The organism is Xanthobacter autotrophicus (assembly GCF_005871085.1).
Classification (GTDB): domain Bacteria; phylum Pseudomonadota; class Alphaproteobacteria; order Rhizobiales; family Xanthobacteraceae; genus Xanthobacter; species Xanthobacter autotrophicus.
Genome location: NZ_VAUP01000022.1, coordinates 63,732 through 76,237, shown reverse-complemented (window position 1 = coordinate 76,237; position 12,506 = coordinate 63,732). Strand labels below are relative to the sequence as shown.

Here is a 12,506-nt window from a genome sequence, read left to right as displayed (position 1 = left end):
ATGAACGTTCGCACCCATGAAACCATGGTCACGTTCGAGCACCCCTTCCGGATCAGCGGGACCGAAGGCACGCTACCGCCCGGAACCTATCGCGTGGTAGTGGACGAGGAGCAGATCCTCGGCCTCTCCTTCATCGCCTACCGGCGCGTGGCGACCATGCTGCACACGCCGGCCGTAACGGCGCCGCAGGGGCGGAGCGAGAGCCTCGCCATTGACGCCGCCGACCTGGAGGCCGCCCTGCTGAAGGATCGGCAACAGTCGGTGGAGAGCCGCGAGGGTCCCCCTTCGGTCGCGGTCGCCTCGGCCACGCCTATCAAGGGGAATCCCAATGTCACTCCAGTTTCCCAACACCAGTCGCAGCTATAACGCGTCCAGGCGCTGCGTGACATTCTGGGGATACGATTCGACGTTCGAGATATCGTTCCACGTGGATGCGGACGTATTGCAGCGGTTCAACCCCCGGGCGGGGCAGGACGAAGAGGCATCGCTCCAGGTCTTCGACGTGAACCGCTCGCGGATCGAAAGCGTCGCCAGTGGAATTTATGCGCGGCGGAAGCAGAATTTCAATCGTCTCTCCACATCCGATTTCTAGCGCCTCGTCGAGCGGTGTGAGCAGCCCTGATCAGAAGAGCTCTTAAGGCCGACGATATCTGGACCTGCCTCGGGGACCTGTCGCCAGACGGCATTCGACAGTGCGCATTGTGCGCCTCGGCCCCACGACACGGAGGTCCATATGAACAAAGGCCTCAGCATCATTTTTCAGGCGCTTGACGCCCATCATGTCCTAGCCCGAATGGTCTGGCGCGAGCAGGATACGGGCGGCGGGTCGCTGACCCTAGAAATCCCCGTGCGCAACGCTGCTGGCGCTCCCAAAAGCAACGACGAGCTCCAGGCGGATGCGCGTGCCCTTGCGGTGCGGTTCGCCCGTGCCTTCGCCGATACGATCGAGGGATGAGCCGGCAGCGGGCAAGACGCTGCTCGTCACCCGCGACGAGGCGCGGCAGGAGCATTCCATCCGGGCCAGGCGGGAACGATTGGTCGCGTTTGTCGACGTGTCGTTTCAGGCCGTCGGGCCGTATTGGCGACGTACGTTCATGTTCGTCGCCGACATGAGAGCGCGATAAGAGCCGGCCCACCGAAAGAAGAGCCGGCGCACAACTACGATCATTGATTAATTTCTACCGCTCAGAGCCGACATGGTATATGGTGTCGTCTATGGATACATCTTCTCCCGCGCTTCATGAGCGCATTTCCAGTTCGGACCGTCGCCGGCAGCTCGAAAACTCGATCGCCCAGGCCATGGACCGTTACAATTCCGATTTCGAGGCGATTCGTGCCAATACCGCGCGGCTGCGCGCGCTGCGCGAAGCCCGTGAAGCGGAAGCCGAAGCCCTCGTGGTAATCGCTCCCGTCCGCAAGCGTCGCGCCAAGGCGCCGGCCAAGGCGGTCTGAGGCGAGCCCGGAGTCCGGTTCTGCCCGGCCCCGAACTGGTTTCCTGTGATCTGACAGGGCTGTGCCCTTTACCATACTGCGCTTCGCCACGGTGAAGTCGCGACCGTTGATTGCCTGACGGAACGTGTCCAATCACCGGCCCGGCCCGCATGGCGATCATGCCCCGGACGAGTACTTCTCAATACATCCTGCCCAAATGGCCTGCCGAAAGACCTGCTGCCCGCCCCGCGCGGGCCTCAGGCGTCGGCGAAATACGGCAGCAGGCCGGTGCCGCCGTGGCAATTGGCATATTCAGCATGGGCGCCCGGCAGCAACGCGAACACTTCGTGCCAAGTGAACACCTCGCGCTTCTCCTTGTAGAGCCGGTTCATGGCGATGGCGTGCCGGTAGATGTCGAGATGGGTCTCGTGGCTGCGCGACCACTCTTCCAGATGCGCCATTGAGAGAAAATAGCCATGCACTGAGGTTTCGGCGCGGGGCCTGCCCTCGGCATCCAGATTTGTCATGATGCGCAGTGTCAGCGTGCCAGTCTCCTCCGGATGGGAGGCGAGGTGAGCCATGCCGCGCATGAGTTTGGGCTGGAGATGGTCGATATAGTCGGTGGTCTGCTCGTTACCCGCCCCCTCCCAATACTGGCCGGACCGGATCGAGATCAGGTTGAGCGGAAACGTCGCCTTTAGCCGCCGGCCGAGGGAGACAGGCGTGCGCCGGGGCGGCATGGCGCCGAGCGGGCTTTCCAGCGTGTCGATGGCGGAGACGGGCATGCGGTCGCGCATGGCACCGAAATAGCCGTTGGTGGTGATGGATGCGCGCGTCGCACCGGGCGTGCGGGCCAAGCCGATGGCGTAGCTGGGCGTGGAATAGATGGTCTCGTGCCGGTCATAGGGCACGTGCATGGTCTCCCGCCATACTCCGCGCGGGCCTTCGAGACGTGCGGGGTCGCGAAACCACGCCATGAAGGGCGCAGCGCGCTCCCAGCGAGCATGGGTGGTGGCATTGAGCCAGTAGGCGACGAGGATGGCGTTCACCGCGCCGGTCTCGTCGCTCGCGCGCATGAGTTCGTGGGCGACCGGCCCGTCCGTGCCGAAGGAGGCTTCCAGGCGGTCGAAGAAGGCCTTCTGCTCGTCCCAGGCCAGATTCTGTCCCTGCAGGCCGAAATAGGCGCAGACCAAGAGCCCCACCGGCTGCTCCCAGCGTAGGGAGAAGCGCGGAGCGGCGGGTTCATGGCCCGGCGGCCGGCGCTCGGGAAGGATGCGCGGATATTCGACGTGGAAGACCATGGGCGTTTCCTCGTGGCGGAACGTCGCGCCGGGACGAACCGACGTGACGCCTCCATCAGTGATTATGGACTTCAGTTCAGTGTCTTGCCGGCCCAGATGGCAGGGCCCTTCGCGGCCTTGGCGGGGAAGACGGTGACAAGATCGTCGCCGCGCCACTGCACGAAGACCGGATAGGCGGTGCTGGAAAGCCCCGTGGCGTCGAAGGCGGTGCAGCCACCGGGAATGCCGGCGGCAAAGCCGGTGTCGCAGATCTTCAGCGCTGCGATGGCGTCGCGGATCTTCTCCGGATCACGGGATTTGGCCACGTCGATAGCCTTGGCCAGGTGATGCAGAGCGGCGCCATACATGATGACCTCGTGGGTCATGAAGGTGCCGTGCTTGGCCTTGTACAGAGCGTTCAATTCGGGAATGAAATCGTAGTTCGCGGGCGCGATGGAGAACACCCCATCCGAATATTCGCCGAGGCCCTTCTTGAAATCGGGAATGATATAGCCGGCGGCGCCGCCCACGGTGGGAATATCGATCTTCTGCTGCCGCATGGCGCGGATGATCTGAAGCGCGTCGTTGAAATAGGACACCGGGAACACGATGTCGGCTTTGGACGCCCGCAGCTTGTTGATGAGCGGTGCCACATCGGTGATGCCCAGCGGATAGGCCTCGTCGATGGCCGGCGTGATGCCCGCCGCCTTCGCCGCCTCGCGCAGGCCCTTGGCCTGGGCGGTGCCGTAGGCGGTGTCCTCGTAGAAGATCGCCACCTTTTCAAATGGCGCGCCGGCCTGCTTCGCCAGCGCGATGGCATAGTCGAACTGCGCCTTGCCGTAGGTGGTCGCCTTGGCTGACACCTGGAAGATGTACTTGTAGCCGCGCGAGGTGATCTGGTCGGCGAAGGAATGGGTGATCATGGGGATGCCGGCGCGCTCCGTCACCTCCGAGGCGGCCAGCGTGATGGAGGAGACGAAGGCGCCGACCACGCCCACCACCTGATCCTGGCTGACGAGCCGCTGGGTGGCCGCCGCCGCTGTGTTGGGGCTGGGCACGTCCGCCACCACCAGCTCGATCTTGGCCCCGCCGAGGGAGGCGATGCCGCCGGCAGCATTGATGGCGTCCGCTGCCATTTCGATGCCGGTGCGGCTGTTGATGCCGAACTGGGCGTTGGGTCCGCTGAGCGGCAGAACCACGCCGATCTTCACCGGCGCCTGCGCCACGGCTGCGGACGGCAGCAGCGCCGCGGCAAGGGTCGCGGCGGCTGCCGAGGCGAGCGTTTTCCAGGTCCTTTGCATGCGGAAAGGTCCTCTCTTTTTCTGGAAGGTCCGAAAAGATGAGGGTGCGGCGGGCGCCGTGTCAACAATCTTCGACGTAGGTACGCAAATGTCGTCGAGAGTGCCCAAACAATCAACAGTATGACTGATTCTTATCCTCATTGTAGGCTGTCGAAAGGTATCGACAGTCTGGGTTTTCAGGCAATTTCGGAGGTTGCGTCGGGAGGAGCCATGATGTTTACCGTCGAAAAATTCGACACTTGCAATCGGCGCTATATCCTGTGGTTCAGAGGTTGATATGCGTAAAATTTTTGCACATAAATTCGTTTAGTATCAAATATTTAATATGAATCGCTCGCAGCAGAGCGGTCCGTGCTCAAATTTTGGGGTCTGAGGTCGTTGACGGAAAATATCGACACGACGTAGCGTCTAGCCCATCGAAAGCCAGAGCAGAAGGTGGTCCCATGATGTCCGCACCTCTCGACCGGCGCCGCGCGGTGGGTGTCATGCTCGCCGCGGGTGCTGCTGTGTTCGCGTCCTTCCTCCAGCCCGCGCATGCGGCGGATGATGTGGTGGTGGGCGTGATCCAGCCGCTTTCGGGTCCCAACGCCCAGTTCGGCATCGGCGCCCAGCGTGGCACCGAGCTTGCGGCCGAGATGATCAATGCCGCCGGTGGCATCAAGTCTTTGGGCGGCGCCAAGATCAAGCTGGTGGCCGCGGACGTGCCCACCCCCAACACTGCCGCCGCCACCACTCAGCGCCTGATCTCGCAGAACGGCGTGAGCGCCGTGGTGGGCGCCTTCGTCTCCTCCACGACGCTGGCAGCCTCGGAAGTGACGGAGCGCGCCGGCATCCCGCTCGTCACCTTCGCCTTCGCCGACCAGATCACCGGGCGCGGCTACCAATATGTGTTCCAGGTGTCGCCGAAGGGCACGGTGTTCGGCGCCGCGCAGTTCGACTATGCGACCGGGATCGCCAAGGCCGCCGGAGAGAAGATCGACAAGATCGCCATCCTCTACGAGGACACCGCCTATGGCACCGCCCAGGCCAAGGGCCTGCGTGACGCGGCCAAGAAAGCCGGCGTCGAGATCGTGCTGGATGAGGCCTATCCCCTCGGCATCACGGATGTCTCGCCGCTGGTGAACAAGCTGCGCGCGTCGGGTGCCCAGATGGCGTTCCCGGTGTCCTATCTCAACGACAGCCTGCTCATCATCCGCGCCCTGCGCCAGCAGCAGATCGACATTCCGGTGATCGGCGGCGCCGCCGGCTACATCATCCCCGACTTCAAGAAGGGCCTCGGAGACTATGCCGAGGGCGTGCTCTCGGTGGCCGCCGCCAGCGGCGACCTGATCCCCGATCTCGCCGCCAAGTACAAGGAGAAGTACGGCGCCTTCATCACCCATGAGGCCCTGATCCACGCCGCGGCGCTGGATGCGGTGGCACAGGCCATGGAGAAGGCAAAGTCCTCCGATCCGCAGAAGGTGCGCGACGCCCTCGCCAGCCTCGATTATTGCGCGGGCTTTGCGCGCGGCGTGCCCGGCGGCTGTATCAAGTTCGATGCCAATGGCCTGAACGCGTCCGCCTTCCCGGTGATGGTGCAGTGGCGCGGCGAGGAGCCCGTCACGGTCTATCCGCCCAAGGCCGCCAAGCAGGTGCCCATCTGGCGCGGCAAGCCGGTGAACTGACGTAGAGCGCATCTCGCCCTCCGGCCCCTCCACGTGGAGGGGCCGCCCTCCAGCCTGACGGGACACCTATGCTTCAGGCCCTTGTCGATGGTCTCCTCCTGGGCGGCGTCTATGGCGTCATCGCCACCGGCCTCTCGCTGGTGTTCGGCGTGCTCGGGGTGGTCAATTTCGCCCATGCCGAATTCCTCATGCTCGGCATGTATGTGGCCTGGTTCGCCTGGCGCTATCTGGGACTCGATCCGCTGATCGGGTCGGTGCTGTCCTTCATCGTGGTGTTCGCCGTGGGCTATGGGGTCCAGCGCACCCTCATCCAGCGGGTGCTGAAGGCGCCGCCGGCGGCGCAGGTGTTTCTCACCGTTGGCCTGCTCATCGTCATCGAGAATGCCGCGCTGATGGTGTTCGGCTCGGACTTCCGGTCGGTGAGCGTGCCCTATCAGGTGGAGGGCTACAGGCTCGGCGACATCTTCATCGGCGCGCCCTATCTCTACGCCTTCATCGCCGCCGTCATTCTGGCTGCCGCGCTGTGGCTCTTCCTCGACCGCTCCTGGATGGGCCGGGCCATCCGCGCGGTGGCGCAGGACCCCATGGCGGCGACGCTGGTGGGCGTGGATACCGGGCGCACCTATGGGCTGGCCTTCGGCCTCGGGGTGGCGCTCACCGCCTTCGGCGGCGCGGTCATCCTGCCCTACATCACCGTCAGCCCCACCATCGGGGGGCAGTTCGTGGTGCTCATGTTCACGGTGGTGGTGCTGGGCGGGCTCGGATCGGTGGCGGGGGCGCTGGCGGGCGGGATCATGGTGGGCATCGTTCAGTCCATGTCCACCCTCATCTTCCCCATCCAGCTACAGAACCTCTGCCTGTTCGTGATTTTCATCGCCGTTCTCGCCCTGCGCCCGCAGGGCCTCATCAAGGGCGCCTGAGCCATGCGACAGCTTTTCTCGCCGGGGCGCGTGGTGCTGCTCCTGTTCTTCGTCGCGGCGGCTGTGCTGCCGCTGGTGGTGGATCCGCGCGGGCACCTGTTGCGTGTCGCCGCCATGGTGCTGCTGTTCGCGGCCATGGCGCAGTCGTGGAACATCGTGGGCGGGCTCGCCAACCAGATCTCGCTGGGCCATGCCGCCTTCTTCGGCCTCGGCGCCTATACGTCCACCCTGCTGTTCCTGAAGCTCGGCGTCTCGCCCTGGATCGGCATGTTCGCCGGTGCAGTGGTGGCGGGGGTGGCGGCGGCTCTGCTCTCCATCCCCACCTTCCGGCTGAAGGGCCATTACTTCGCGCTTGCCACTCTCGCCTTTGCCGAAGTGATGCGGGTGATCGCCAACAGCTGGGCCGGCCTCACCGGCGGGCCGGTGGGCCTTTCCATCCCCTTCATGGGCACCCAGCCGGCCTATTTCGCTTTCCGCGCGGTGTCGTCCTATTACTGGGCCATCCTCGGGCTGCTGGTGTTCGTCTGCATCGTCTTCCAGCTGCTGGCGCGCGGGGCCATCGGCTATCGCCTGCGGGCGGTGCGGGAGAATGAGAATGCGGCCGAGGTGGCGGGCGTCGACACCTTCCGGGTGAAGCTCACCGCCAGCATCATCTCCGCCGGGCTCACCGCCATGTGCGGCACGGTGTTCGCTCAGTTCACCTTCTTCTTCGATCCGGATTCCATCTTCTCGCTGGCTGGTATTTCGGTGCGCATGGCCATGATCGCCATCGTCGGCGGGCTCGGCACCCTGGGCGGGCCCATCATCGGCGCCCTGTTCCTGATCCCGCTGGAAGAGGTGGCGAACGCCTATCTCTCCTCCAAGGCGGCGGGCCTGTCGCAGCTTGTGTTCGGGCTGATCCTGATCGCCGCCATCCTCATCCAGCCGCGCGGCATCATGGCCTTCTGGCCGAAAAAGCGCCGCGCTGCCAGGGCCGCGCGGTCCTCGGTGGCGCCCGCCCAAGCCGCCGCGAAGGGGGCCTGAGCATGAATGCGCTGCTTCAAGCCGACGCCATCGCCGTCACCTTCGGCGGGCTCAAGGCGGTGGACGGCGTCTCCTTCACCCTGAAGGCGGGCGAGATCATCGGCCTCATCGGTCCCAACGGGGCGGGAAAGACCACCCTGTTCAACGCCCTCGTGGGCCTCCAGCCGCTCACCTCCGGCAAGGTGGTGCTGGACGGCGACACTGTGTCCGGCCTCAAGCCCCACAAGGTGGCGGCGAAGGGCATGACCAAGACGTTCCAGAACGCCGCCCTCTTCCCCGACATGAGCGTGGTTGAGAACGTGATGACCGCCGCCCTGCTGCGCCATGATCTGGCCGGCGCGCGCATGAGGGCGGAACAGGTGCTGGATAAGCTCGGCCTTTCCCCCATCGCGGAGGCGGATGTGGCCGACCTCACCTTCCCGCAGAAGGCGCTGGTGGAGATGGCCCGCGCCCTGGCCACCGAGCCCCGCGTGCTGCTGCTGGATGAGGTGATGGCGGCCCTCACACCGAACGAGATGGACGAGGTGATGGACGTGATCCGCGCGCTGAAGGCTGAGGGTCTGAGCTTCCTCGTGGTGGAGCATCACATGCGGGCCATCATGGCCCTGTGCGACCGCCTTCTGGTGGTGAATTTCGGCCGACTGATCGCGCAGGGCACCCCCGCCGAGGTGGCCGCCAACCCGGCGGTGATCGAGGCCTATCTCGGCCATGGCGCCGCCGGTAAGGAGGCCGCCCATGGCTAATGCGACGATGCTTGAAGTTCGCGACCTTTCCGCTGCCTACGGCGGGCCGGACGTGCTCTCGTCCGTCACCCTGGAGGTGAAGGCGGGGGAGACGGTGGCCGTTCTCGGCGCCAACACGGCAGGCAAGACGACGCTGCTGCGCTCCATCTCCGGCCTCGTGCCCAAGGCGCGCGGCACCATCGCCTTCGAGGGCGCGGCGCTGCTCGGCCGCGCGGCCCACACTATCCCCGGCCTCGGCATCGGCCATGTGCCGGAGGGACGCCACGTGTTCCCGCGCATGACGACGCTGGACAATCTGATGATGGGCGCCTTCGGCCATCGCGGCGCGCGCGACATCCCCGAACGGGTGGAGCGGGTGTTCGCCCTGTTCCCGCGCCTCAAGGAGCGGCAGGCGCAGATGGCGGGCTCCATGTCCGGCGGCGAGCAGCAGATGGTTTCCATCGGCCGCGCCCTCATGGGCCAACCGAAGCTGCTTTTGCTCGACGAACCGAGCCATGGCCTCGCCCCCATCGTGGTGGACGAGCTGCATGCGGCCATCGGCGAGATCAACCGGCAGGGCGTGTCCGTGCTGCTGGTGGAGCAGAACGCCATGCTCGCCTTGTCTGTCGCCCACCGCGGCTACGTGCTGGAGGCGGGCCACGTGGTGCTTTCGGGCACCGCGCAGGCCCTCTCCGACGATCCCGGCGTGCGGCGCGCCTATCTCGGCGTGTGACGCCCCATCAAATCCCAGGGAGAAGAACGATGAAAGTGAAAGCCGGCGTCGCCCAGGTGGGCGCGGTGCCCTTCGACGTGGAGGCATCTGTCGCCAAGGCCGAGGCGTGGATCGCCAAGGCGGGGGCGGAAGGCTGCGAGATCGTGGTGTTCCCCGAGGCCTTCCTCTCGGTCTATCCGAAGGGCTCGGATTTCGACATCTCCATCGGCGTGCGCACCGCGCGCGGGCGCGACGATTTCCGCCGCTATTTCGACGCCGCCATCACCGTGCCAGGGCCAGAGACGGACCGTATCGGCAAGGCGGCCGGCGAGGCCAAGACCTATGTGGTCATCGGCGTGATGGAGCGGGAACTGGGCACCATGTATTGCACAGTGCTCTATTTCGGTCCGGACGGGTCCCTGCTGGGCAAGCACCGCAAGCTGATGCCCACCGCCGGCGAGCGCCTCGCCTGGGGCTTCGGGGACGGTTCGACCCTGCCGGTGTTCGACACGCCCATCGGCAAGATCGGCGCGGTGATCTGCTGGGAGAACTACATGCCCATGCTGCGCATGACCATGTACGCCAAGGGCGTTTCGCTCTATTGCGCGCCCACCGCTGATGATCGCGAGACCTGGCTGCCCACCATGCGCCACATCGCGCTGGAGGGCCGCTGCTTTGTGCTCACCACCTGCCAGGTGGTCAAGCGCGGCGACTTCCCGGACGACTACCGCTGCTCCATCACCGACGATCCCGAGGCGATCGTGATGCACGGCGGGGCGGCCATCATCGACCCCCTCGGCAAGGTGCTGGCCGGCCCGGTCTTCGATCAGGAAACGCTCTTGACCGCCGAGCTGGACATGGACGAACTGGGCCGCGCCAAGTTCGATTTCGATGTGGCCGGCAATTATGCCCGGCCGGACGTTTTCAACCTGACGGTCAATGAAGCCCCGCAGCAGGCGGTCCGCCTGAAAGTCTGAACACGGCGGGACATGCAATCCGCCGCGAATTCCTCCATTCTCACGGCGCGGCTCGCCTGCGCCGCGCCGTGAGACCAACACGTCATGGACATGGAAGAAAAGCTCGCCAAGATCGGCATCACCGGAAAGCTGTTCAAGCTGTACCTCGCCGCAGTGGAACTGGGCGAGGCGCCGGTTCAGGAGGTGGCCGCCCGTGCAGGCCTTGCCCGCACCACGGCCTATGACGTGCTGGAACGGCTGGAGCAGGAAGAGCTGATCCGCATCGTGGAGCGCTCCGGCCGGCGCTTCGTGGTGGCCGAGGATCCGGTGGGCATGCTTCAGCGCCTGGAGTTGCGCAAGCAGGTGATCACCGATGTGATGCCGCAGATCCGCTCCCTCTACAATCGCGCCAAGGGAAAGCCCCAGATTCGCTTCTACGAGGGCGAGGAGGGCATCAACACCGTGCTGTGGGACACCCTGACCTGCCAGAGCAAGACCCTGTGCGGCATCCTCTCCATGAACGAGCTGATCGAGACGCCGGGGCTCGGGGAGATGGATGTCTACATTTCCGAGCGGGTGAAGCGCGGCATCGCGTTGAAGGTTCTTCGCTCGCGTAACAAGGACGTGGAGCAGATCTGGCCTTCCGGCATGGAGCAATTGCGCGAGCTGCGCTATGCGCCGGATGGCATGACCCTGGGCGTGACCCAGTATGTCTATGACGACAAGGTATCCATTATATCCTCCAAGCGGGAGAATTACGGCCTCATCATTGAGAGCGAGGATTTTGCGCGCCTGCAATCTCTGATGTTCGAGACCTTGTGGTCTCTTTCGACGCCGGCGGCGCCGGTGGCCGCGCCGCGCAAGCCCGCCGGCGGGCGGCGCCGGGCCGAGAAGGTGTAGGCCGGTCTACTTTCCGGTCCGCGCGAGGCCGGGCAAATCATTCGCCTGAAGTTGCAGGCGGGTACGGCGGATGTGACTTTCAAGCAGGTGCTGCACGTCCATGCCGTCGCGGCGCCGGATCGCCTCCATGATCAGGCGATGCTCGCTGTGGATGATCCACTGGCCCTCCTTCCCGATGAGGTGGGAATAGGCGCGGCGATAATGCTGGGTGGTGTTCCAGAAGCGCTCGATCATGGCCAGCAGCGTCGGCATGGCCGCCGCCTTGTAGCTGAGCAGATGGAATTCCCGGTCCAGCTTCAGGAAATCCTCCACTTCCGTGGAGGCCTCGATCTGCGCGCACAGGTCCGCGAGGCGGGCGATGGTGGCCGCGTCCATGTTGCGGATGCTTTCGCTGAGGGCGAGAGGCTCGATGCGCTCACGGATCTTGTAGATCTCCACGCATTCGTTGATGTCGGTCTTGGCGATCCACGCGCCGGAATTGGGCACCAGCACCACCAGCCCCTCGCTTTCGAGGTCCCGCAGGGCCTCGCGCACGGGGATGCGGCTGGTGCCGTAGCGCTCGGCCAGTTCCTCCTGCCGCACGCGGGTGCCTGGGGCATAGAGACCCGCAAGGATGCCGGCCCGCAGGTCGGTCGCGATGGCGTGGCTGCGGACGCCGGCGTCCTTGTCCGGCCCGTCCGGGGATTTTTCCGTTCTCATGGTGCGCTCTGCTGGAGGATCCCTGGCTCCCAGGGGGACCGTGCCGCTTAGTCTTTTTGGATACCATGCGCATGCGCATTCTGACAAATGTATCCAACTAGGCGAGTTGTACGCCGTATAGGCCTTTCATATGGCGTAATTGGATACATTGATGTTGACAGCGTATCCCGCCCGCACTATCGGTCAGGAAAGCGGCGCAGATCGTTTGGCAAGGGGAAGAGGCGAGGGCGAGGGGGCTGCGGCGACCGTGATGGTGGCCCGTTTCCCGCGGAATTCGCATCCCTCCCGAGCCGAACGGCGCGCCCATCCTTCCAGCGGGTCGGGTCATGAGCACTGAGGATCGGCAATCCCGGGAGACGGCGGGGCGGGGGCTTCCGGGCCTGCGCGGCACCGATCATATCGGCTTCACCGTTCCTGATATCGACGAGGCGGCGCGCTTCTTCGTCGATGTCATAGGCTGTATCCAGGTCTACGAGCTCGGCCCGTTCCAGGCCGAGGACGACTGGATGGCGCGCCAGCTCAATGTCGATCCGCGCGCCATCATGAAGAAGCTCGTCTTCCTGCGCTGCGGCTTCGGCTCCAATTTCGAGATCTTCCAGTACATCGCCCCGGACCAGCGGACGATCCAGCCGCGCAACAGCGATGTGGGCGGCCATCATCTTGCGTTCTACGTGGACGATATGGATGCCGCCGTCCGCCACCTCGAAGCGCACGGCGCCCGCATCTGCGGCGTGCCGGTGACGCGCGAGAGCGGACCCAGTGGCGGCCAGACCTGGGTCTATTTCCTCACCCCCTGGGGCATGCAGTGCGAGCTGGTGAGCTTTCCCAATGGCAAGGCCTATGAGCGCACCACGTCCCTGAGGCTCTGGCACACCGCCGATCCGGGCGGTTGAGCCGT

Annotated in this window: 15 protein-coding genes; 12 read left to right on the top strand and 3 right to left on the bottom strand. The window is 65.0% G+C overall.

The annotated features are described in order from the left end of the window. The 4 genes from FBQ73_RS09215 (at position 1) to FBQ73_RS09200 (ending at position 1,452) form a co-directional block, all read left to right on the top strand. Entirely contained in the window at positions 1-366 is a 366-nt protein-coding gene (locus FBQ73_RS09215) for a hypothetical protein (protein WP_210236733.1), read from the top strand. Continuing rightward, positions 329-592 (top strand): DUF1488 family protein, encoded by a 264-nt coding sequence (locus FBQ73_RS09210; protein WP_138399201.1) that lies wholly within the window; start codon positions 329-331, stop codon positions 590-592. The genes FBQ73_RS09215 and FBQ73_RS09210 overlap by 38 nt, the downstream gene beginning before the upstream one ends. A gap of 141 nt (positions 593-733) precedes the next feature. Then, positions 734-955 (top strand): hypothetical protein, encoded by a 222-nt coding sequence (locus FBQ73_RS09205; protein WP_138399200.1) that lies wholly within the window; start codon positions 734-736, stop codon positions 953-955. Between the two features lie 212 nt (positions 956-1,167). Continuing rightward, positions 1,168-1,452, top strand: coding sequence for a hypothetical protein (locus FBQ73_RS09200; protein ID WP_138399199.1), 285 nt, complete (start codon positions 1,168-1,170; stop codon positions 1,450-1,452). A 236-nt stretch (positions 1,453-1,688) separates the two neighbouring features. On the opposite strand, the gene FBQ73_RS09195 is transcribed toward FBQ73_RS09200, so the two are convergent. Both FBQ73_RS09195 and FBQ73_RS09190 read right to left on the bottom strand, forming a co-directional pair. Continuing rightward, the gene (locus FBQ73_RS09195) at positions 1,689-2,732 is read right to left on the bottom strand and encodes a phenylacetaldoxime dehydratase family protein (RefSeq protein ID WP_138399198.1); all 1,044 of its coding nucleotides are present in this window, start codon (positions 2,730-2,732) and stop codon (positions 1,689-1,691) included. 71 nt (positions 2,733-2,803) lie between these two features. After that, the gene (locus FBQ73_RS09190) at positions 2,804-4,012 is read right to left on the bottom strand and encodes an ABC transporter substrate-binding protein (protein ID WP_138399197.1); all 1,209 of its coding nucleotides are present in this window, start codon (positions 4,010-4,012) and stop codon (positions 2,804-2,806) included. A 443-nt stretch (positions 4,013-4,455) separates the two neighbouring features. Here FBQ73_RS09190 and FBQ73_RS09185 point away from each other — a divergent pair, with 443 nt between their 5' ends. From FBQ73_RS09185 to FBQ73_RS09155, 7 genes are all read left to right on the top strand, one after another. Next, positions 4,456-5,676, top strand: a complete 1,221-nt coding sequence (locus FBQ73_RS09185; protein WP_138399196.1) for an ABC transporter substrate-binding protein — start codon at positions 4,456-4,458, stop codon at positions 5,674-5,676. Between the two features lie 68 nt (positions 5,677-5,744). Continuing rightward, the gene (locus FBQ73_RS09180; protein ID WP_138399195.1) at positions 5,745-6,596 is read left to right on the top strand and encodes a branched-chain amino acid ABC transporter permease; all 852 of its coding nucleotides are present in this window, start codon (positions 5,745-5,747) and stop codon (positions 6,594-6,596) included. Positions 6,597-6,599: 3 nt separating this feature from the next. Continuing rightward, positions 6,600-7,619, top strand: coding sequence for a branched-chain amino acid ABC transporter permease (locus FBQ73_RS09175; RefSeq protein ID WP_138399194.1), 1,020 nt, complete (start codon positions 6,600-6,602; stop codon positions 7,617-7,619). Between the two features lie 2 nt (positions 7,620-7,621). Further along, positions 7,622-8,362, top strand: a complete 741-nt coding sequence (locus FBQ73_RS09170; RefSeq protein ID WP_138399193.1) for an ABC transporter ATP-binding protein — start codon at positions 7,622-7,624, stop codon at positions 8,360-8,362. Between the two features lie 7 nt (positions 8,363-8,369). Continuing rightward, positions 8,370-9,074: an ABC transporter ATP-binding protein gene (locus tag FBQ73_RS09165; protein WP_138399657.1), complete on the top strand. Its 705-nt coding sequence runs from the start codon at positions 8,370-8,372 to the stop codon at positions 9,072-9,074. Positions 9,075-9,103: 29 nt separating this feature from the next. Continuing rightward, entirely contained in the window at positions 9,104-10,030 is a 927-nt protein-coding gene (locus tag FBQ73_RS09160) for a carbon-nitrogen hydrolase family protein (RefSeq protein WP_138399192.1), read from the top strand. An 84-nt stretch (positions 10,031-10,114) separates the two neighbouring features. Further along, the gene (locus FBQ73_RS09155; RefSeq protein WP_138399191.1) at positions 10,115-10,909 is read left to right on the top strand and encodes a TrmB family transcriptional regulator; all 795 of its coding nucleotides are present in this window, start codon (positions 10,115-10,117) and stop codon (positions 10,907-10,909) included. A gap of 6 nt (positions 10,910-10,915) precedes the next feature. On the opposite strand, the gene FBQ73_RS09150 is transcribed toward FBQ73_RS09155, so the two are convergent. Next, the gene (locus FBQ73_RS09150; RefSeq protein ID WP_138399190.1) at positions 10,916-11,608 is read right to left on the bottom strand and encodes a GntR family transcriptional regulator; all 693 of its coding nucleotides are present in this window, start codon (positions 11,606-11,608) and stop codon (positions 10,916-10,918) included. A 326-nt stretch (positions 11,609-11,934) separates the two neighbouring features. On the opposite strand from FBQ73_RS09150, the gene FBQ73_RS09145 reads away from it, so the two are divergent. Beyond that, complete coding sequence (locus FBQ73_RS09145; RefSeq protein WP_138399189.1) at positions 11,935-12,501, top strand: VOC family protein; 567 nt, start codon at positions 11,935-11,937, stop codon at positions 12,499-12,501. The last annotated feature ends 5 nt before the right edge of the window (positions 12,502-12,506 follow it).